This is a genomic window from Embleya sp. NPDC056575, assembly GCF_042793325.1.
Lineage (GTDB): Bacteria > Actinomycetota > Actinomycetes > Streptomycetales > Streptomycetaceae > Embleya.
Genome location: NZ_JBHTVA010000007.1, coordinates 136,122 through 156,464, shown reverse-complemented (window position 1 = coordinate 156,464; position 20,343 = coordinate 136,122). Strand labels below are relative to the sequence as shown.

The following is a 20,343-nucleotide window of genomic DNA, read 5'->3' as shown; positions in this document are numbered from 1 at the left end:
GATGGCCGTGTTGTTGCTCGGTCCCGTGTTGCGGCACGTGGATCGCACGAGTGCCACGGTGTGGGTCGAGACCGACTCACCCTGTGTGGTGACCGTGACGTGCGAGGACGGCGTGGCCAGTGCGGCCACGTGGACGGTGTTCGGCCACCACTACGTGCTGGTGGTGGTCGAGGGACTGACGCCGGGGCGATCGCGGGAATACCGGGTGCTGCTGGACGAGCGGACGTGCTGGCCGGACGAGCGCTCGAATTATCCGCCGAGCGTGCTGCGCACCCCCTCGGCCGACGACGAGGAGCGCGACCTGAACGTCGTGTTCGGGTCCTGTCGCTGGTCGAGCCCGCCCAGCACCGAGGCGGGCGAGGAGCGCCGGCTCGACCCGGACGCGCTGGACACGCTCGCCCGCCGGCTGATGCGCTCGCCCGACGGACCGCTGCCGGACGCGCTGCTGCTGCTCGGCGATCAGGTGTACGCGGACGAGACCTCGCGCGCGATGCGGAACCGGCTGGCCCGGAGGCGCGATCCGGACGAACCCCCGGGCGGCCAGGTCGCCGACTTCGAGGAGTACACGCTGCTCTATCACGAGTCGTGGTCGGATCCGCAGATCCGCTGGCTGCTGTCGACCGTGCCCAGCGCGATGATCTTCGACGACCACGACGTGATCGACGACTGGAACACCTCGCACGCGTGGCGCGCCGACATGGCCGTGACCGACTGGTGGTCCGAGCGGATCGCGGGCGCGCTCGCGTCGTACTGGATCTACCAGCACGTCGGCAACCTCGACCCGGCCGCATTGGCGCGCGACGAGGTGCTCGCGGCGGTCCGCGCGGCGCCGCCGGGCGAGGACGTGGGGCCGCTGCTGCACGAGTTCGCGCTGCACGCCGACGCGGAAGCCGACGGCAAGACGACCACACGCTGGAGCTTCCGGCGCGACTTCGGCCGGACCCGGCTGCTGATGATCGACTCGCGCGCCGGCCGTGTGCTGACCACCGACCGACGGGCGATGATCGGCGCGGGCGAGTTGGCCTGGATCACCGAGCAGGCGGACGAGGGCGGATACGACCACCTGCTGATCGGCACGTCGCTGCCATGGCTGCTGCCGCCGGGCGTCCACGACCTGGAGTCGTGGAACGAGGCGCTGTGCGCGGGCGATCGCGGGCCCCGCCTCGCGCGCTGGAGCGAGTGGTTGCGGCGGACGGGCGACCTGGAGCACTGGGCGGCGTTTCGCGAATCGTTCGATGCGCTGTCCGCGCTGATCGGGCGGATCGCGCTGCACGGGCCTCGGGCGGGCGGGCCGGCGCCGGCCACGGTGTGCGTGTTGTCGGGGGACGTGCACCACGTATACGCGGCGGAGGCGCACTGGCTCGGTCCGGGAGAGGGGCCGCAGGCGGGCGACGCCGCCGGCGGCGCGGCCCGGGTCTACCAACTGACCTGCTCGCCCGTGCACAACTCGGTCCCGCCGGCGATCCGGATCGGCTTCCGGTTCGGGTGGGGACGTACGGCGACGCGCATCGGGCGCGCCCTGGCCGCACACGCGCGGCTGACGCCGCCGCCGGTCGAGTGGACGAAGCTGGGTGGGCCGTGGTTCGGCAATCACTTGATGACGCTCACCCTGCGCGGGCGCCGCGCCACGCTGTCCCTGGACCGGGCCGAGAACGGCCGGCGCCACCGCGCCGCACGGCTGCGCCGCGTCGGCCGCGCGACACTGCGCGGGGACTGACCGGGCGGCTCGTACACTGACGAGCGTGGAGGATCGTAGGACCGCCGGGACCGGTGCACGGCCGACGGCAGCCCTGCGGCCCTACGTCGACTCGTACGTCGGTTTCGACCTCCGCGGGTTCCCGGAGGGAGTGCACTGCGGCCCGCCGGGACGCGCGCTCACCACGGTGATCAGCCTGTCGGATCCGTTGGAGGTGGCGACGGGCGTCGACGACGGATCGCCGATCACCCGATACGACAGCGTGGCCTGCGGCCTGCGCAGCCGGTCCGTCGCGATCCATCACAACGGACGGCAGCAGGGTGTACAGATCGCGCTGACGCCGCTCGGCGCCCGGGCCGTCTACGGCATGCCCGCCGCCGCACTCGCCCACCACCTCGTCCCCCTCGACGAACTTCTCGGATCGCTCGGCATCGAGTTGGTCGAGCGGCTGCGAACGGCGACGACATGGGCGACGCGGTTCACCGCGCTGGACGAACTGCTCCTTCGAGCCGTCGAACGCGGCGCCGACGGCGACCGGGCGCACCGGGCGCGCCCCGAGGTGGCCGAGGCGTGGCGCCGGCTCGTCGCCACCCGGGGCCGCGCCCGGGTCGGGGCGGTCGCCGCGGGACTCGGCTGGAGCCGCCGCCACCTCACCGACCGCTTTCGCGACGAACTGGGGCTGTCGCCGAAGACCTTCGCCCGAGTCCTGCGCTTCGAGCACGCGCACGAACTGGCGACGGCGCCGGCCTCGCTCCCATGGGCCGACGTGGCGACCGTGTCCGGCTACGCCGACCAGGCCCATCTGGTCCGGGACTGGAACGAGTTCACGGGCCGATCACCCACGGCCTGGCGTCGTGGGGAAGTCCTCCTCGCGACCGGATAGCCGCCGACCGCCCGGGCCGCTGTTCCCTTTCGTTCAAGACCACCCGATCGCCGGCGCGGCACGATCGTCGGCATGAGACTCCTCAACGACGAACACGACGCCGTCGACCTGCGGACCACCCCCGTGCACCTCGGGCTGGGATCGCGCGCCAAGCCCATCGAGGGCTTCGCCTGGGACCCGGAGGTGCTCCAGGCATACGGCGCCGCGGTCGCGGCGGACGGCGCCGAAGGCCGGATGGTGATGATCTTCGACGGCGAGGGCCCCGGCGACCACTGGGAGCGCCACCCCGCCGGTGACGAACTGGTCGTCTGCCTGAGCGGGTCGGCGACGGTCGTCCGCGACATGGACGGGGCACGCGAGCGCGTGCGGCTGCGACCGGGCGAGGCCACCATCAACCCGGCCGGCGCCTGGCACGTCGTCGACATGGCCGGGCCGACGTCCATCCTGACCATCACCGCCGGCCTCGGCACCGACCACCACCCCCGAACCGACACCCACCCGGGCGAACACACCGGCACGCCCGACCCGGAAACGCCGTGACGACACGCATCGTGTCCCTCGGCAACTTCGGCGTCGACCACCCGGCGTCGATCCGCGCCGGGCGTCCTCGGGGGGTCAGGGGCTCTCGTGCGACCGGGTCTCGTTGGCGCTGCGCAGTTCGGCGTTCAGGCGCAGGGCCTCCTCGAGTTGGTCCTCGAGGATGACGATGCGGCAGGCGGCGTCGATGGCGGTGCCCCGATCGACGAGTTCGCGGGCGCGTTGGGCGATGCGCAGTTGGTAGCGGGAGTAGCGGCGGTGGCCGCCCTCGGAGCGCAGGGGGGTGATCAGGCCGTAGTCGCCGATCGCGCGCAGGAAGCCCGGCGAGGCGCCGATCAGTTCGGCCGCGCGGCCCATGGTGTAGGCGGGGTAGTCGTCATCGTCGAGCCTGTCGGTGCCGGTCGGGGTCGAGCCGGATTCGGGTGCCATCGGCGCCTCTCTGGAGTTCACATCCGTGGGAGCTGTTCGGGGAACGCGTCGAGGGGCCCTGGTGCCGTACGGCACCAGGGCCCCGAAAGAAATCCACACCATCCACCGACACCGAGGTGCCGGCCTATCCGTTCCGCACGCTTCCCAACGGGTGGGGGTGCGGGGATCGCAATTGCGTGACCGCGGACGACCTTTCGTATCGGCGTCTCCACGGATCCCACTCGGCCGAAGTCTCACCGTGCCGAGCGGGCGATCCGGATGGCGTTCGCTCCTTCCTCTCCTGTCCCGCGTTGTGCAACGTGTGCTGCCTGTCCTGCGCGGCGACCCCGTGGGCCGCCGTCGGTTTCTCCTCGGCCCGACAACCGGTCTCCGGAGCCCCTGCCCAACAACGAACGGCCCCGGGACTCTGCTGTCGAACCCTCGACGACGCGTGCCGGTTCGTCTCCGTCACGCCTCACTGATTCGCTTGGTTACGACAGAAAACATAACCATCGACCCCTCTGATGTCTACTCCATGGGCAATAGATTTTCCGGCATCGTCGGAGGTGGAAACTGCCGCTCCCCCGGGGCGTGTGCGTGACGTCGGCAATCGGGGTGGGCCGTCGTCCGGTCCCGGGGGCGCGTGGAACGCATAGAGGGGCCCCGGTGCCGTACGGCACCGGGGCCCCGAAGGAACTGCTACACCACCTGCCGGCCGTGATGTCGCGCCGGCTTCATGTTTCCGCGGGCCCGACCGAACTGCCGTCGGGGGCGCGGGGATCGCGGTTGCTCGACCGGAGACCACCTCACTATCGATGTCCTGCGGTACCCGGGCCCAAGACTTCCGCCCGGGCGATCCCGATGGTGCTCGGCCCCTCCGTTCTTCCCTCGAATATCGACTGCTTGACCACTGCACCGCCTGCGGTGACCCCTGATACCGCGGGCCACCCGGTCCGGCCGTCAGCCGCGTCGCCCTGTCCTTCGAACCGTGGCTTCGCAACTCCACCGCCGAACCGTCCTGCGTACTACGAACACCTGTACTACCGCCCGGCAGTTCGTTCCCTCCGGGCCCTTCGGTCTCCCTGGGCTACGAAAAAAACCATAGCCACGCCACCACGTGATGTCTACTCCAGACACGATAGATTTTGCCGTCTCCAAACAACAGGCAATCTGCTCCACACCAAAGCACCCCAGCCGGCCCAAACCCCCGTCCATCCCTTCTCTCGTCCCTCGGTGTCGGACACGCCTCGCACTCCGGGAGTCGGCCGACCGCATCCCCACCGGTGGAACGCCGGTGGTGTCCGGCCGGGACGATCTCGATCGGGTGCCGGTTGTTGGAAACGGTGATCGACAAGGTTCATCTCTGCTATTGATGGACGGACTGTCGACTGTCGCGGGGTGGACGCCCATGTACTTGAAGATCACGGTGTTGGTGGTCGCGATCCTGGGGATCGTCTCGACTCCCTTGATCTGGCTGTTGGACGGACCCGACAACGGTCAGGTGGTAGCCGCCTCCGTCCAAGGCGCCACCGGCGTGGTCGCGTTGATCTGGGCTCTGCTCCAGAAACCGCCCCCGGCTCCCGGGGCGCAGGACGTCGCCGTGGATACCGGCACGGCGCGGTCCACGGGCGGAGGGGCCACCGTCACCGGCGTTCGTCGCCCTGGTGGTGCCGGAAACGGGTCGGCTCGGGTGGAACGTAGCGGAGACGCCACGGCGCACGGCCGCGACAGCAGTGCGAGCACGGGGATCGACTACGGGCCGTGAAGCGGAAATGGTGGCAGGGACGTTCGGCCGGCATCGAGGCGCGGGCCGACGACGTCGGCATTCCCACGCCCGACGAGTCCGTGCCCGATGCGCGGGTCACGGATACCGGTAGTGCGGATGCCCGGGACGGCGCCGTTGCGGTGAGCGGCATTCGCGGCCCAGGGCCGGCCGGGCAGACTCGGGCGTCGGGAACCGGGGACGCCATCGCCGTTGCCGGGGTCGCCGTCAGCGGGGTCGTCGGCTCGATCGGAGATATCGACCAGAGCGTGCGCACCTACGCCGCGCCGCGCGCCCCCGCCGCGTGGCCGCATCAGGTCGGGGTCATCCCGCGCCGCGCAGAGGCGTTCGTGCGCCGGGCCGAGATGGCGGAGATCCGGGACGTCGGCCTACCGGCGTCGTGTCGAATCCTGACCGGGACCGGCGGGGTGGGCAAGACGCAGCTCGCCGCCGATTTCGCCCGCCGTGCCTGGGACGCCGACGAAGTCGACGTACTTGTGTGGATCACCGCGACCACCCGTTCGGCCATCGTGACCGGCTACGCCCGGGCCGCTGTCGAGCTTCTGGGCATGGACGGGGACGATCCCGACGAGGCCGCGAAATCTTTCCTGGCATGGTTGGAACCCAAGCCGAACCAGCGGCCGTGCCGCTGGCTGATCGTGCTCGACGACGTTGCGGATCCCACGGATCTGCGCGGATTATGGCCGCCCCCGGGGCCGCACGGCTGCTGCGTGCTCACCACCAGGCGGCGCGACGCCGCCCTGGGCCCGGAGCGCCGACTCACGCACGTGGACCTGTTCACCGCGGATCAGGCCGCCGCCTACCTCACCACCGCACTGGCCGCCCACGGCCGCGCCGAGCCGGCCGACCAATTGGCTTCTCTGGCAGCCGACTTGGGCCGTCTGCCCCTGGCACTGTCCCAGGCCGTCGCCTACCTCGTCGATGCCGGAGTGGACTGCGCCACGTACCGACGCCTGCTCGCCGAGCGGCTGCCCGAGCCCGACACGTTGCCGGATGACCAGACCCTCGCGGTGTCCGCACTCTGGTCCCTCTCGATCGATCGGGCCAACCGGCTCACACCCGTCGGACTGGCTCTGCCGATGCTGCGGTTGGCGGCCATGCTCGATCCCAACGGCATTCCCGGTACCGTCCTGATTGGTGTCTCCGCTCGCGACCACCTCGCCGAAGACCGCGATCGCCGGGACTCCTCCACCGAGGAACGGGCCGTGGCACGGGAGGAGTCCGCGGTGTCGGTCGACGACGCGATCGGCGCGCTGCGCGCGTTGCACCGCCTGAACCTGATCGATCACATCACCCACGGCCCGCTCCCGACTGTTCGTGTCCACCAGCTCGTTCAACGCACGGCCCGCGCACCGTTGGCCTCCGTCGAGCGCGATCGGCTCGCTCGTATCGCCGCCGATTCTCTCGTCGACGTCTGGCCGGAGGGCGAACGCGACGCCGAACTCGTGGAAGCGCTACGGGCCAACACCGATGTTCTGTGCGGCCACGCCGGCGCCGCCCTGTGGCATCGCGAGGCGCACGTCGCGATGTACCACGCCGGCAAGAGCCTCGGTACAACAGGCAGGGTCGGCGCCGCCGCAGAGCATTTTCGACAGATGCTGACCACGGCGCACCGGCACCTGGGCGCCGATCACCCGGACACCCTCATGATCCGCAGCAACCTCGCCGGCTGGCGAGCGGAGGCGGGGGACGCGGCGGGGGCGGCCCGCGCGTTCGAGGAACTCCTGGCCGACGAGCTGCGGATCCTGGGGCCCGACCATTCCAACACCCTCACCACCCGCTGCAACCTGGCCTACTGGCGAGGAGAGGCGGGGGACGCGGCGGGGGCGGTCCGCGCGTTCGAGGAACTCCTGGCCGACGAGCTGCGGATCCTGGGGCCCGACCATTCCAACACCCTCACCACTCGTAACAACCTGGCCTACTGGCGAGGGGGAGCGGGGGATACGGCGGGAGCCGCCCGCGCATTCCGGGAACTCCTGGCCGACCAGCTGCGGATCCTGGGCCCCGACCACCCCCAGACCCTCGGCACCCGCAACAACCTCGCCTCCAAACTGGGGGAGGCCGGAGACATCTCCGGAGCTGTCACCACTTTCGAACAACTCCTGGCCGACCAGCTGCGAGTTCTGGGGCCCGACCACCCCGATACCCTCATCTCCCGCAGCAATCTCGCCGGTTGGCGAGCAGAGTCGGGGGACGTTGCGGGGGCCGTTCGCGCGCTTGAGGAACTTTTGGCCGACCAGTCGCGGATTCTCGGTCCCGAGCACCCGAATACCCTCACCACCCGCAGCAACTTGGCCGGCCGGCGAGGGGACGCAGGGGACGTCGCGGGAGCGATGGCCGCTTGCGAAGAACTTCTGGCCGTGGTGGTGCGAACCTTGGGTGCCGGCAGCCCCGCCACACTTGCCATCCGCGGTAACCTCGCCTACTGGCAGGCCGCAGCCGGGGACGTCACAGGAGCCGCCGCGGCGTGCGAGCAACTCCTGACCGACCAGTTGCGAATCCTGGGCTCGGACCACCCCAACACCCTTACCACCCGCCGCAATCTCGCCGGCTGGCGTGGAGCCACGGGGGACGCGGCGGGAGCCGTCGCCGCCTTCGAAGAACTCTTGACCGACCAGCTGCGAGTTCTGGGGCCGGACCACCCCGACACGTTGAGCACTCGCGGCCACCTGGCCGGCCGGCGTGGGAAGGCGGGCGATGCCGAAGGAGCCGCGGCCGCCTTCGCGGAACTTCTCACCGACCAGCTGCGGATCCTGGGCCCCGATCACCCCGAAGTCCTCATCACCCGCCGCAATCTCGCCGGGTCGCTCTGGCAAGCGGGGGACGCCGCGGGAGCCGCCGCCGCCCTCCGAGGACTTCGGACCGTGATGGTGACGGAGGCCGTGGAACCCGGGTCCGCATCACATTCCCAAGAGCGCCCGGGATGATTTCGTCCTCCGTTGCCCGACAAGTGGGCGATCGGTGGCACGTGGGTTCCGGGCGTGGTCGAGGGCGCGCTGTGGGTCCGTGGCCGGGAGCGGTACGCCGACCTCCGGGACGCGGTCGCCAGGGTGTGGGGATCTCCGCGATCGCCGAGGTGCCGGGCCCGGAGCGCGAGGCCGTACGGCGGTTCGCGGCGTAGGCGGTTACGACTCGTCCTGGCGTAGGCCGAGTTCGGTGGGTACGTACGTGGGGTCGGGGTGGGGGCCGTTGCGGAACGCGTGGACGGTCAGGGCGGTGGGGGAGGGGATGCCGAGGGCTCGGGCGGCGGCGACGGCTTGGGCGGGGACGGTGCCGGCGCCCCAGTGCACGATCGGTACGCCGAGGGTCCATTCCGCGATTCCGGGCGCGCACTCTTGCGGCCGCCAGCCGGTCGCGAACATGCTCCGGGCTCGTTCGGAGCCGGGGTTCGAGGCGTCGGGCAGCCTGGCGGCGTCGAGTTCGGGGTCCATGACGCTGGTGTAGAGGGAACCGCCGTGCGGGCCGGTCATGAACTGCACGACCTCGCCGCCCGGGCCGGCCATGACGACCGCCGAGTCGGCGGCGAGGGTGGTCAGTACCCAGTCGAGGCGGCGCTGTAGGTCGTCCCACTCGGTGCACTCCGGCGCGCCGCCGACGGCGCTGGGACGATCGCCGAAGTCCTCCACGGAGTAGAGCTCGGTCGGGCCGTCGTCGTCCGCGCCGCGCACCACCACGTCGTCCGCGGACAGGCGGAGGACGTCGCGGAGGGCTTCGACGACCGCGCGTCCGCGCGCGCCGCGCACCGAGGCGTCGCCGTACCAGCGCCAGGACAGCGACCAGACGTGTTCTCGGACCGGCATCACCGAGCTCGGCCCGTGTCGCCACTCCGCTGCGGCGAGCAGCCTTTCCTGGTCCGCGGTGAGCGGGACGCCGTTGCCGGCCCGGATCTCGGCGACGACGAAGTCGTCGAGGCGGGTGAGGGTGACGGACGGACCCGCCTCGGGGGCGCCGATCCGGACCCGCGTGTTGTCGGGTTCGCCTTCGTCGCCTACGAGGTGGGCGACATACGGGATTCCGGCATGGTCCGGACGCGACAGCGCGTCCCAGAGCGCGTGTTCCATGGCGGCAGTGTGCCAAGGCAGGCCGACAGACCGTACCGGTGGTCGTCGAGTCGATCGGCGCGCACGGCCTCGTGGGCCTGCGTGACGCGACGCACCGGGACGAAGTGGTCGCCGCGCTCGGGGCGGCAGCCGGGCCCGGCCCGCCGATGCGGGGCCGGGCCGTTCGTGTGGCGGTGGTGGCTGTCAGGCGAGAGCGAGGAAGAGCTTCTCGAGTTCTTCCTCGGTCATGGGGGCCTGGTTCTCGTCGGCGTTGTTCATGCACTGGCGCATGCCGCCGGCGACGATTTTGAAGCCTGCGCGGTCCAGGGCCTTGGAGACGGCGGCGAGTTGGGTGACGACGTCCTTGCAATCGCGGCCGGCTTCGATCATGGCGATGACGCCGGCGAGTTGTCCCTGGGCACGCCGCAGGCGGTTGAGGACTGCGTTGACTGCGTCGTCGTCGACTTTCACCGATGCCTCCTGGCCTTGTGTGCTCTTCTTCATGGTACCCCAGGGGGTATCAGTGTTCGGAGCGCCGGTGGTCGCGGAGGGCGGTGAGGGTGTGCTCGAGGTCGCCCTGGTGGGGGCGGTTGTGGGGGAGTTTGGCGAGGATGGCGGCCATGCCGCATGTGTCGCTGAGGGCGGAGAAGACCAGGCCGCCGGCGATACCGGCGGATGCGAGGCGGAAGGCGGGTCGCAGACGGCCGAGCGCGAGGCCGGTCAGGACGACGGCGCCGGCGGTGAAGCGGACCTGTCGTTCCATCGTCAAGGACGACGAGTTCGTGCAGGCGGCTGTCGGCCTGGTCGACGTCCAGGGTGTGGGGGTTGGTCATGATGCGGGATCCGTCCTTGTTTTCGGAGGGTGCCTGGATATGGGCGGCGCGATGCCCGGGGAGCGCCTGTGGTGTGGTCGTGGCGGGGTGTCAGTGGAGGGCGTCGGCGAGCATGAGGGCGGCGACGGCCAGGAGCACGACGGCGAACACGCGCTGGAGAGCGGGGCCGGAGACTTTCCCGGCGAGGCGCTTGCCGTCCCAGGCGCCGAGGATCGCGGCGCCGGTGAAGGGAGTGATGAGCGCCCAGTGCAGGGGTGTGGGGGTGCCGACGCGGGCGGTCAGCGCGGCGAGGGAGTTGACGGTGATGACCAGGAGGCTGGTGCCCACGGCGGCCCGCATGCGCAGTCCCAGGACGGAGACGAGCGCGGGGACGGCGAGGAAGCCGCCGCCGACGCCGAGGAAGCCGGTGACCGTGCCGAGTCCGGCCCCGGCTCCGGCCGCCCGGGCGGGGCGGACGGGTTGCGACGGCGGGTCGGTGGCAGGGGGTTTGAGCATGGCCGCGGCGGCGAGGGCGGCTATCGCGGCGAAGGCCGCGGTCAGGGCGGCTTCGGGCAGGCGGGCGGACAGGAGGCCGGCGGCGATGGCGGGCCCGATGCCGGCGGCCGCAAACGGGATGCCGGTCTTCCAGCGGACGTTGCCGCAGGTCGCGTGGGTGTAGAGGGCGGTCGCGGAGGTGGCGGTGACGATGATCAGCGAGGCGGTGGTGGCCGCGGCCGGGGTGAAGCCGAGGAGGTAGATCAGGGCGGGGACGGCCAGGACGCTGCCGCCGCCTCCGAGTGCCCCGAGGGCCAGGCCGACGACGGCCCCGGCGGCGAGGGCGAGGAGGAGGGCGCTCACGCTATCCGGCCGCTGCTTCCGTGCTCGTCCACGACCGGCAGTGCGGCCGACGCCCAGGCGTTCATGCCGCCCTTGACGTCGACGGCGTCGGCCCCGCGCCCGGCGAGGAGCTCGGCCGCCTGCCGGGAGCGGTGACCCGAGCGGCAGATCACCACCAACGGGCGGCCCTTCGCGGCCGGCGGCAGGTCCTGGCCGGCGAGGAGGCGGGAGAGCGCGACGTGGACGGCGCCGGGGGCGTGCCCGGCGTTCCATTCGGCCCGCTCGCGTACGTCCAAGAGCACGGCGTCACCGGACGTGACGCGCTCGTGGGCCTTGGTGGGAGTGACGCGGGCCGTGCCGCGACGGAAGAGGAACATTCCGTCGTCCTTCCAGTCTTGGGGGTGGGGCTGTGGGCGGTTCAGCGACCGGTGTCGGTACCGGTGGTGAGGGGGAGGCCGGCTTCGGTGGCGGCGTCGAAGGTGTCGTCGACGGCGACGACGTCGCGTCCGGCGGCGTCCAGGAAGGAGGCCGCGATGGCCGCGCGCATGCCGCCGGCGCAGTGCACCCACACCGTGCCGGGCGGGACCTCGTCCAGGCGCCGGTGGAGCTGGTGGATGGGGATGTGCGCGGAGCCCGTGATCCAGCCCTTGGCGCGTTCGGAGTCGCGGCGCACGTCGAGTACGACGTCGGGGCGGGGGTCGTGGGCAGCGAGGTCGGCGAAGGTGGCGCGGGGGAAGGAACGCGGGCTTTCGCCGTCGGGTATCCAGTCGCGGGGGCCACCGGTGGCGGCGGCGGCCGGGCGGTCGATGCCGACGCGGACCAGTTCGCGCCGGGCGGCGGCGAGCTGTGCGGGGGACTCGGCGAGGAGGGTGACGGGCTTGCCCCAGGGGATCATCCAGGCGAGGTAGGTGGCGATCTTCCCCTCGGCCTCGAAGTTGAAGGATCCCGCGAGGTGGCCCTCGGCGAACGTGATCCGGTTGCGCAGATCCACCACCCATTCCCCGGCTGCCAGACGTGCGGCGATGTCGGAGGGATCGGCCACCGGCGGCGAGGTCAGGTCCACCGGCGCAGGGCCCTCGGCGTTGGCCGGGCCCATGTGGGTGTAGTAGGCGGGCACGTCCTCCAGGCCGACGAGCAGTTCGGCGACGAAGGAGTCGACGTCCTTGACCAGGGCGTCGTTGCCGCTCCTCTCCTTGCCGATGGTGGTGGCGTCGCCCTCGGACTGGGAGGAGGAGCAGAAACTGCCGAAGCCGTGCGTGGGCAGGACCGGCGTCTCGTCGGGGAGTTCGGTCGCCAGCCGGTGGGCGGAAGCGTGCTGGGCGCGCGCCAGCGCCTCGGTCAGTCGAGGCTCGACCAGGTCGGGGCGGCCCACCGAGCCGATCAGCAGCGACCCTCCCGTGAACACCGCCGCCACCGCGCCCCGTTCCTCGAGGATGTAGGACGTGTGGTGGGGGGTGTGGCCGGGGGTGGCCATCGCCCGCAGGGTGACGCCGTCGTCGACCTCGACGGTGTCACCGTCGGCGACGGGCGTGCGGGCGAACGCGACCCGCGCGTCGGCGGGCACGAGATAGACGGCGCCGGTCAGGCGCGCGAGGTCCAGGCCACCGCTCACGTAGTCGTTGTGGACGTGGGTCTCCGCCACGTGCGAGATCCGCACCCCCCGTGCCGCGGCCGCCGCCAGGACCCGGTCGACGTCGCGTGGCGGGTCCACCACCACCGCACTGCGCGCACCGCCCGCCAGGTAGCTGCGGTTGCCCAGGCCCTCGGTTTCGATGGTGTCGATGAAGAACACGCGGCTGCTCCTTTCGGCTGAGATTTACCCCTGGGGGTATATTTTCGAGCGTAGCACGATTACCCCTGGGGGTATTTTCGGCGGCAGTGGAACCCGCTCTCGCGAGGGCGTGCGGCAACCCGCCGCCCGTCCGTTTCCACCCGTGCGGCGGGATCGTCGAATCGGCGGTCGGCGAATGGGTGATCAACCCGCTACGTGCGCATGGCCGGGCGCGACGGCGACGAGCGCCCGGCTCGAGCGGTTCGCGTGATCGTCACGGAACCGGCGTCGGCCCCGGCGAATGCGGACGAGTTCGGGAGCTCGGGATGCACAGCGGAGAGTGACACCACAACGACGTATCGTCGTTCACGGGCCTTCGTCGACCGGACCCGGATGTGGCGGAGCCGGGGGGGCGGTGCGGTGCCCGATCGCCTCCCGAGGTCGTGTCGCGACCGAGGGCCAGGGCGAGCACGCGACGCCAGTCCACGGGGCGGGTGGGTCGGGGAACGCCCGGGCGATCGCGCGGGACGACGACGCGTAGCGCGGCCGGACGCAGGGTGCATACGACCGGTGTACGCATGCGGAGTGCCTCGCCGTCGACCGCGACGGGAATCTCGGCGGCCCCGGAGCCGACCTCGACGCGGCGGGCGCTCGTCACGGTCAAGGCCTCGGAGCGGTCACCGCGTACGACCAGGTCGGCGGCCCGGACCGCGCCCCGGACGTGGATGCCCAGCACGCCGAGTTCGCCGTCGTCCAGGCGCGGGCGTCGGCCGGTGCCGGCCATCTCACTGGGGGAGTTGTACCGATTGTTGCTGATCAGCAGGGCCTGCTGGGCGGTCAGGACGGTGTCGTCGTCGACGCGCGCGTCGAGCCGTACGCCACCTTCGCCGACCAGCAGGTCGGGCAGGAGGCCGAGCGCCGTCGCGGTCTTGTCGTCGCGATACTCGGGGCGCTGCACGACGTCGGCGTACGCACCGAAGGACACCGTGTTGACGAAGGCGCGGCCCGCGACATCGCCCAGGTCGACGCGCAACTCCTCGCCATCGGTGAGCGCGTCCAGGCATCGGCCCGGGTCGGCGCGGTCGAGCCCGAGGTCCATCGCGAAGTGGTTGCGAGTTCCGGCCGCGATGACGAGGAAGGGCAGGTCGTGTTCGGCGGCGACCGCTGCCACCAGCGCCTGGGTGCCGTCGCCACCGGCCACGCCCAGCAGGTCCGCGCCGTCGACGACGGCTTCCCGGGCCAGTTCGGCGACGTCCGCGGGAGCGGAGGGGTCGAGGAGAACGACCCGCGCGCCGAGTTCCTCGGCCCGTTCGACGAGGCCGAAGCGGCCGACCTTGCCTCCCCCGGACTTCGGGTTCATGATCAGGAACGGCCTCGCGGGCCGGGGCGCGGCCGTCGCCGGTTGCACACGGTCCGGGTCCGACGTGCGCAGGGCCGCCCGGGCGCACGCCAGGGTGGCGGCCCAACACGCGCCCAGGATCAGAGCGTCGAGCCACAGGCTGTTGAAGGCGAAGAGCACGAGGACGGTCACCGGCGCGCACACCGCGACCAGTGCGCCGACCAGCCGGACCACGCCCCGGTGCGCGAGGAACCACCACAGACCGACGGCGCAGGCCACCAGGCCGAGAAACGCCGCGCCCACGATCAGGAACCCGGCCTCGCGCAGTGCGATCACGAGGACGACCACCACGCCGACGACGGCGAGCAATGCCAGACGCGCCAAAAGGCGTGCGGCCCCGCCTCCGTCGACGCCGGCCGCTCGCCGTGACGCGGCCGTTGCGTACCGGCCCATGGTGTGCCTCCCGGCCTGCTCCGCCCGACCGATGCCCACGGAAGAGTCGGCGTGCGGTCGAACCGCATCCGACCGGGTGACGTCGTCTTCCGATCGTGCCGGAGACGCTCGTCGCGGGCTTGGTGTGATGGAGACGGCAGAGGACCGGTGTCGCACCGCGGTCTCCTGCCGCCTCGGCGTTGCCACGAACGCTCAATACCGATTCCTGGCCCCTCCCGTGCACAGAGCCCAGATGACGGCGATGTCGATGGCGATGAGGATCGTCGACCACAGCGGATAGTGCGGCAGCCAGGCGAAGTTGGCGATCATGCTCAGCCCCGCGAGCAGCACGCCCACCATGCGCGCCCAGAGCGCGTTGGCGAACAACGCGAGGCCGGCGAGAGCGACCACGATCCCGAGGATCAGGTGGATCCAGCCCCAACCCGCGACGTTGAAGCCGAACGTGTAGTTGTGGGTCCTGACGATGACGTCGTCTTTCGCGATGGCGGAGATCCCCTGGAATACCGCCAACACCCCGCCGACGATCATCAGGACCGCTGCGAACACCGTCCATCCGCTCGCGGCGGTGGATGATGGGGTGTGATGTCGCGTGCTTGTGTGATTGCTCATCGCTGATCATCCTTTCGGGCGCCGACACAGGCATCTGCCCGCGGCGTCGGCGTCGACCATCTCCATCGGCGTGCGGCTTTCGCCGCTTCGCGTCGGCGCTCCGAACGAACCACCGCTTTCGAGGCGTCGCCCGCTTCCTGCACCGTGGCGCCCTGGGGCGCGCCCGCGTGCGCGTGTGCCGCGATGCAGCCGTCGCATTCCTCGCTCACCGCGACGGTCGGCGCGATGAGTTTCCTGGGCTCGTGGTCATCGGGGTCTCCTGTTGTTCCGCCCCGCTTCCACCGTCTCTCTCGTGTACGAAAGGCGCCACCGGATCGACACAGGCACGCTGCTGTGGCAACAGGCCGAGAACGAGATCCGCCCGGAAACCGGTCGATCCTGCCGTGGTCTCCACCGGCCCCGTCTGCGCCATCGCCATTGCCATCGTCATCCGACCGAACCGAGGTCGACTTCGTCGGTAATGTTCTTGGACGCGAGTTCGGCTGCGTGCATCACCTTCCGGCTCGCCGAGAACCCCTGTCCGCCTGCCGATCGACCACCGATACGAATGGGCGGTCCACTATGCCGACTTGCGAGCACGCGATGACCTCACCGAGCCTGGCCGTCGTGAGCGGCGGCCCCGGCACCGGCAAGACCACCTTGGCCCACGCCCTCGCCCAGGAGCTCGGGTGCCCCGCGATCATCCGGGACGAGATCAAGCAGGGCCTGGTCCTGTCCACCCCCGGCCACCGGAGCGGCGGCGACGATCCGCTCAACCGCCCGACGCTGGACGCGTTCTTCGGCGTACTGAAGGTGCTCCTCCGAGCCGGAGTGACCACCGTGGCCGAGGCCGCCTTCCAGGACCGACTGTGGCGCCCGAACCTGGAGCCGCTGACCAGCGTCGCCCGCATCCGCGTCATCCGCTGCGTCACGCCTGCCGCGATCGCGCACGACCGCATCGTCCGGCGCGTCGAGGAGAACGCGCACCGAGCCGCGCACGGCGACCGAGACCTGCTCGACGCGATCGCGGCCGGAGAGCACTCCCTGGAGTCCTTCGTACCCATCTCGCTCGACGTACCCACGCTCACGGTGGACACCTCCAACGGCCGCACCCCGCCCATCCCGGACATCGCCGCCTTCGTACGAACAACCACTCCGGACGGAGCCCCCCACCGGCACGGATAGCCCGCCCGCCGCGCGAGCAGCACGAGTGTGAGCCGCGGCCGGTGGCATCGGCGACCAGGTCGGGTCGGAGTGCCTCCGTCGCGGACCTCTCGTGCGCGTCCGTTGCCATACTGGAGGCATGGACGCGCGTGTGCGGTACGTGGATGTCCGGCCGTATGCGTTGCCGGACACGTTCGCGGAGTTGGTCGGCCCGGCCGAGGGTGTCGTCGTGTTGCCCACGTCCCTGGATTGGACCCCGAAGCAGTCGTACGACCTGGCGGACGACGCCGACGTGCGCCTGCTGTACGAGACGGTGCTCCGTGAGGCGACGCGTGGCGAGGAACTCCGTCGCCACGTGAACGGGGACCTGCTGGCGCGCGTGTGGCCGCGGTTGTGGTTGCCGCTGCGCCTGCGGGTGCTGTGGGAGTCGAGGTTCCCGGACCTGGTCCCCGCGCCCGCATAACATTCCGGGCATGGATCCCCTGCAGGCCAGGCTCGCCCGTGTCGGCCTTGCCGCCGCCGCCACGTACGGTTTCGTCCTGGCGGGCGGCTACGCGGTCCAGGCCCACGGCTTCCTCGAACGTGTCTCGGACGACGTCGACCTGTTCACCGACGTCACCGACCCCACGGCGTTCGCCGAGGCGGTGGATCGTGTGGCCGCGGCCTATCGGATCGATGGCCTCATGGTCGACGTCGAACTCCTCGGGGACGTGTTCGCGCGCTTCGCGGTGACCGACGAGGCGGGCCGCGACGCGAAGGTCGAGATGGGCTGCGACTGGCGATCCCGCCCACCGTCCCAACTCGACATCGGTCCGGTCCTCCACCCCGACGACGCGGTGGCCAACAAGGTCACCACCCTGTTCGGCCGAGCCGCCCCACGCGACTACCTGGACGTCGACGCCGCCCTCGCCTCCGGCCGCTACACCGAGGAACGCCTCCTCGAACTCGCCGAAGAACACGACGCCGGTTTCGACCGCCCCTACTTCGCCCTGGCCCTCCAAGCCGTGGACCGCTGGCCGGATCGCGAGTACGCGGTGTACGGAGTGACCGAGGCACAGATTGCTCGCATGCGCGAGCGACTGAAGCAATGGGCCACCCACATGCGGCGTTGACCGGCGCATAGGCTCCGTTCGGGTGAACTCCCCGGCTCGTCCGGCGAAATGGTTGTCGGCGAGGGGTAGCCGGTCACCGGGAGTCGCGGGGTTTCGTGGCGCACGCGGGCCCGGCCCGGTGGCTGCCGGTGTCGATTTCCCATCCTCAGGAGTTGTCCCATGCGTATGCGCCTTCGCCCGCGCGCGGCTCTGGCCGTCACCGCCGGTGCCCTTGCCCTGTCCCTCGTGGACCTCTCCGCCGCCACGGCGGCCCCGGGCGTGGTGGTCATGTACCGCCTCGGCCAGGAGAAGGCCGTCTCCGATCCGCAGGCCGAACAGTGCCAACCCGGACTCGGAGCCGGCACCACGATCTCCAACAGGACCGAGGGCACGATCCTGCTGTTCCCGGACGGCAACTGCCAGACGAAGGTCTACGATCCGCTGGAGCCGGACCAGACCCGAACCACGCGCGTAGGTAGTTTCATGGCCCTGGACTGAGCCCCCGTACCGCCTCGCCTGCCCGCCGGCCCGGACCTCACCGGAGCGGTGGCAGGCGAACGGCCGGCCGATGTCGAGAACAGGGAGCGGGGAGCGCGGCGGGGACGGGGCGCTCGTGTCGGTCGAGGCCGCGGCGGTGAACCGTGACGCCCTTCCGCGAACCGAGAGCCCGCCCCCGTGCGAGGCAGAAGCATGGAGCCGTTCTCGGTGGGCCTGATGCGGATGGTCGCTCGTGCCGAGTAGTGGGTGACCGTGCCGCATTGTCGCGCGATCGAGGTCGGCCGGCAGCGGCTCGCCGGGTGGAGGTCGGCGTTCGGGGGCAATGTGGACGTCGATCTTCAGCGTGCGGAGCGTCCGGTCGACGCGATAAGTATGAAAATCATTTCGGATTGTCACGGCGCCACCTCGGCGCCGCTCCACACCTCGGCATCTCGGCCCGTCGGGCGTCGTTTCCGCGGGCTTCCCCTGCCCCGGGTCGCCCGCATGGCCGTGGCCGTGGCGGGCGTACTCGCTCTGGTGTCGGGCTCGGCCGCCTCCGTGGCGCCGCCTTCGCGGGCTTCGGCCCATGCGGACCACGCGCCGGCGGGCGGTGATCCCTCCGGGGGAGGGGCTCGTGAGGTCGAGGATCGCACGGGTGCGACCGTGGCCCTGGACGGCGCGCACTTGACGATGGCGCAGATGTCGGCGGTCTTCCGCGGCACGTCCGGCCCGGTGACACTCTCCGAGAGCGCCGCCGCGGACATGACCCGGACCCGCGACGGCGCACTGGCGTCATTGGCCCAAGGGCAACGCGTCTACGGGTGGAACCAGGCCCTCGGCCCGCTCAAGAACAAGGCGCTCACCGACGCCGAGCAGGTCGAGTTCCAAAAGCACATCCTGCGCTCGCACGCGGCCGGCACGGGTCCCGAACTCTCCTCCGGCGTCGCGCGCCTTGCCCTGGTCCTGCGTGCCAACGCGATGGCCCGGGGGCACATGGGAGTCCGTCCCGAGATGGTCCGGCGCATGCTCGCGCTGGTCAACGCCGGAGTGACCCCCGTCATGCCCGCGATCGGCTCGCTCGGTACGGGCGACCTCCAACCCATGGCCGCCGCCGGGCTCGTGCTCACGGGCGACGGTGCGACGGCTCGGTCGGCCGGCGGGGAACCCGGCCCCGCCGGCGACGTGCTCGCCCGCGCGGGCCTGCCCAGGACGTTCGAGTTGCAGGCGGGCGAGGCGCTGCCCCTGATCAGCGGCAGCGGTGTGCTGACCGCGCGCTACGTCGCCTCCGTGCTTCGCTCCGAGGCCTTCCTCGACCAATTCGGCGGCGCCTTCGCCCTGTTCATGGAGGCCACCCGCGCCGAGGCGGGCTCCCTGGACGCCCGGACCCACGCGGAACGCCGCATCCCCGCCGAGGAGCACGAGGCCGGCGTACTGCGCGCGCTGACCCAGGGCAGCCAGTGGATGACCGAGCAGGGTCGCACCCAGTACGGGGAGACGACCCCGCGCATCCAGGACGCGGTGTCCGTGCGCTCCACACCACACATCGCCGGCACGCTGCGGCAGACCCTCGCGGAGGCCGTCGCGATCATCGAGCGCGAGGCCAATTCCTCGACGTCCAACCCCCTCGTGTTCGAACGCCCGGACGGCAGCCGCGAGTTCGTGATGGGGGGCAACTACGACGACGCCCAGATCGGTCACGCCATCGACACCCTCAACGCCCAGGTCACCGACGTCGCCGTGCTCAGCCACGAGTTGTCGGCGCGCCTGATCGCCACCAAGTGGAGCTACGGCCTGCCCGACAACCTCGCGGGCCCGCCGGTCGGCCTCAATTCCGGCATGGTGCAGGCGCAGACCGTCGCGGCGGCGCTCGTGCCCGAGATGCAGGTACGGGCCGTGCCCGCCGGAGTCCTGTCCCGCCCCGAGAAGTTCGGACAGGAGGACCACAACACGATGGCCATGGCATCGGAGCGCAACCTCGACGACAACCTCGAACGCGCCGAGATCATCCTGGCCGTGCACTTCCTCCTGGCCGCACAGGGCATCGACGCGGCCCGCCCGCAGATGGGCGGCCTGGCCCTGGGCAAGCGCACCGCCGAACTCCACGCCCGCTTCCGGCAACACATCCCCGAACTGGGCGAAGACCGATGGATGACGCCCGACGTCGACAAGGCCGTCCACCTGGTCACCCACGAACACCTGCGCACCGACCCGCGGCCGGCCACCCACACGCAGTCCCTACCGCACCCACGCTGACGCCCCGCGGCACGACCGACCGCCCCCGACGCGAGGGGCGACACCACGCGGGCCGGACAGGACCACAGACAACTTGAACCACCCGGCCAACCCACACGTGATCTCAACCAACAAGGGGTGGCGACCAGGGGGTTTTGGAGCGGGGGGCCCCCCAAAAAAACCACGGGGGGCCCGGAGATAGACCCCGGGAGGAGTAAGTGAGCGGTAATCG

General features: G+C 71.3%; 18 protein-coding genes and 1 pseudogene. 10 read left to right on the top strand and 9 right to left on the bottom strand.

Going from position 1 to position 20,343, the window contains the following annotated elements:
* The first annotated feature begins 1 nt into the window (after position 1).
* The 3 genes from ACFRCG_RS07775 (at position 2) to ACFRCG_RS07765 (ending at position 3,119) form a co-directional block, all read left to right on the top strand.
* On the top strand, positions 2-1,717 hold the full coding sequence (locus ACFRCG_RS07775; RefSeq protein WP_380029888.1) for an alkaline phosphatase D family protein: 1,716 nt from the start codon (positions 2-4) through the stop codon (positions 1,715-1,717).
* A 25-nt stretch (positions 1,718-1,742) separates the two neighbouring features.
* Positions 1,743-2,579 (top strand): helix-turn-helix domain-containing protein, encoded by an 837-nt coding sequence (locus ACFRCG_RS07770; protein ID WP_380029886.1) that lies wholly within the window; start codon positions 1,743-1,745, stop codon positions 2,577-2,579.
* A 72-nt stretch (positions 2,580-2,651) separates the two neighbouring features.
* A complete protein-coding gene (locus tag ACFRCG_RS07765; RefSeq protein WP_380029880.1) occupies positions 2,652-3,119 on the top strand; it encodes a cupin domain-containing protein in 468 nt (155 codons plus the stop codon).
* 75 nt (positions 3,120-3,194) lie between these two features.
* Here ACFRCG_RS07765 and ACFRCG_RS07760 read toward each other — a convergent pair whose 3' ends face one another.
* Complete coding sequence (locus ACFRCG_RS07760; protein WP_380029878.1) at positions 3,195-3,545, bottom strand: MerR family transcriptional regulator; 351 nt, start codon at positions 3,543-3,545, stop codon at positions 3,195-3,197.
* Between the two features lie 1,387 nt (positions 3,546-4,932).
* Here ACFRCG_RS07760 and ACFRCG_RS07755 point away from each other — a divergent pair.
* Together ACFRCG_RS07755 and ACFRCG_RS07750 are read left to right on the top strand one after the other, a co-directional pair.
* The gene (locus ACFRCG_RS07755; protein WP_380029876.1) at positions 4,933-5,289 is read left to right on the top strand and encodes a hypothetical protein; all 357 of its coding nucleotides are present in this window, start codon (positions 4,933-4,935) and stop codon (positions 5,287-5,289) included.
* Positions 5,286-8,234, top strand: a complete 2,949-nt coding sequence (locus ACFRCG_RS07750; RefSeq protein WP_380029874.1) for a tetratricopeptide repeat protein — start codon at positions 5,286-5,288, stop codon at positions 8,232-8,234. The genes ACFRCG_RS07755 and ACFRCG_RS07750 overlap by 4 nt, the downstream gene beginning before the upstream one ends.
* Before the next feature lie 198 nt (positions 8,235-8,432).
* Here ACFRCG_RS07750 and ACFRCG_RS07745 read toward each other — a convergent pair whose 3' ends face one another.
* The 8 genes and pseudogenes from ACFRCG_RS07745 to ACFRCG_RS07710 all read right to left on the bottom strand — a co-directional run bounded on the left by ACFRCG_RS07745 (position 8,433) and on the right by ACFRCG_RS07710 (position 15,168).
* Positions 8,433-9,368 carry a hypothetical protein gene (locus ACFRCG_RS07745; protein WP_380029872.1) on the bottom strand — a complete coding sequence of 312 codons (936 nt, stop codon included), beginning with the start codon at positions 9,366-9,368 and terminating at the stop codon, positions 8,433-8,435.
* A gap of 183 nt (positions 9,369-9,551) precedes the next feature.
* Positions 9,552-9,851, bottom strand: coding sequence for a metal-sensitive transcriptional regulator (locus tag ACFRCG_RS07740; protein WP_380029870.1), 300 nt, complete (start codon positions 9,849-9,851; stop codon positions 9,552-9,554).
* A 16-nt stretch (positions 9,852-9,867) separates the two neighbouring features.
* Positions 9,868-10,113, bottom strand: a pseudogene (locus ACFRCG_RS07735) (DUF2892 domain-containing protein); the annotation flags it as partial.
* Between the two features lie 157 nt (positions 10,114-10,270).
* The gene (locus tag ACFRCG_RS07730; protein WP_380029868.1) at positions 10,271-11,017 is read right to left on the bottom strand and encodes a sulfite exporter TauE/SafE family protein; all 747 of its coding nucleotides are present in this window, start codon (positions 11,015-11,017) and stop codon (positions 10,271-10,273) included.
* A complete protein-coding gene (locus ACFRCG_RS07725; RefSeq protein WP_380029866.1) occupies positions 11,014-11,373 on the bottom strand; it encodes a rhodanese-like domain-containing protein in 360 nt (119 codons plus the stop codon). The genes ACFRCG_RS07730 and ACFRCG_RS07725 overlap by 4 nt, the downstream gene beginning before the upstream one ends.
* Before the next feature lie 41 nt (positions 11,374-11,414).
* Entirely contained in the window at positions 11,415-12,788 is a 1,374-nt protein-coding gene (locus tag ACFRCG_RS07720) for a rhodanese-like domain-containing protein (RefSeq protein WP_380029864.1), read from the bottom strand.
* 253 nt (positions 12,789-13,041) lie between these two features.
* Positions 13,042-14,559, bottom strand: coding sequence for a diacylglycerol/lipid kinase family protein (locus ACFRCG_RS07715; protein WP_380029862.1), 1,518 nt, complete (start codon positions 14,557-14,559; stop codon positions 13,042-13,044).
* A 192-nt stretch (positions 14,560-14,751) separates the two neighbouring features.
* Positions 14,752-15,168, bottom strand: a complete 417-nt coding sequence (locus ACFRCG_RS07710) for a hypothetical protein (RefSeq protein ID WP_380029860.1) — start codon at positions 15,166-15,168, stop codon at positions 14,752-14,754.
* Between the two features lie 582 nt (positions 15,169-15,750).
* Here ACFRCG_RS07710 and ACFRCG_RS07705 point away from each other — a divergent pair.
* The 5 genes from ACFRCG_RS07705 to hutH all read left to right on the top strand — a co-directional run bounded on the left by ACFRCG_RS07705 (position 15,751) and on the right by hutH (position 20,132).
* Entirely contained in the window at positions 15,751-16,332 is a 582-nt protein-coding gene (locus ACFRCG_RS07705; protein WP_380029858.1) for an AAA family ATPase, read from the top strand.
* Positions 16,333-16,450: 118 nt separating this feature from the next.
* Positions 16,451-16,774 (top strand): hypothetical protein, encoded by a 324-nt coding sequence (locus ACFRCG_RS07700; RefSeq protein ID WP_380029856.1) that lies wholly within the window; start codon positions 16,451-16,453, stop codon positions 16,772-16,774.
* Positions 16,775-16,784: 10 nt separating this feature from the next.
* The gene (locus ACFRCG_RS07695; protein ID WP_380029854.1) at positions 16,785-17,423 is read left to right on the top strand and encodes a nucleotidyl transferase AbiEii/AbiGii toxin family protein; all 639 of its coding nucleotides are present in this window, start codon (positions 16,785-16,787) and stop codon (positions 17,421-17,423) included.
* A 159-nt stretch (positions 17,424-17,582) separates the two neighbouring features.
* Positions 17,583-17,900, top strand: a complete 318-nt coding sequence (locus tag ACFRCG_RS07690) for a hypothetical protein (RefSeq protein WP_380029852.1) — start codon at positions 17,583-17,585, stop codon at positions 17,898-17,900.
* Positions 17,901-18,542: 642 nt separating this feature from the next.
* Entirely contained in the window at positions 18,543-20,132 is a 1,590-nt protein-coding gene (gene hutH / locus ACFRCG_RS07685) for a histidine ammonia-lyase (protein ID WP_380029850.1), read from the top strand.
* The last annotated feature ends 211 nt before the right edge of the window (positions 20,133-20,343 follow it).